Origin of the sequence: Paenarthrobacter aurescens, assembly GCF_025421775.1 — a bacterium.
In the GTDB taxonomy this organism is placed as follows: Bacteria; Actinomycetota; Actinomycetes; order Actinomycetales; family Micrococcaceae; genus Arthrobacter; species Arthrobacter aurescens_B.
In genome coordinates, this window is record NZ_JAOEFX010000403.1 from 1 (window position 1) to 261 (window position 261).

The window sequence follows — 261 nt, forward strand, 5'->3', positions numbered from 1 at the left end:
ACATCCTTGTTTTCGGGACCGACATGGATGCGCTCCTCATCGACTACGAGCTGCTCGTCGCACGCCTGAGCGAAACCGGGGCCTCCTTGGTCCTGTTCACAGGGTTCGACGTGAAGGTGTCCGCCGTCCTGGAACCCTTCAAGAAGCGATACACCCTTTACAACCAGAGAGTCCGGGACATCGCCGCCAGATATGGCGCGATCCTGGTGGTTTATTGGTGCTTCGACGCCTACAAGGACCAGCGTATGTGGGCACCTGATC

1 pseudogene is annotated in these 261 nt (G+C 58.2%); it reads left to right on the forward strand.

What is annotated here, in order from left to right:
- Positions 1 to 261, forward strand: a pseudogene (locus N7568_RS24135) (SGNH/GDSL hydrolase family protein); the annotation flags it as partial.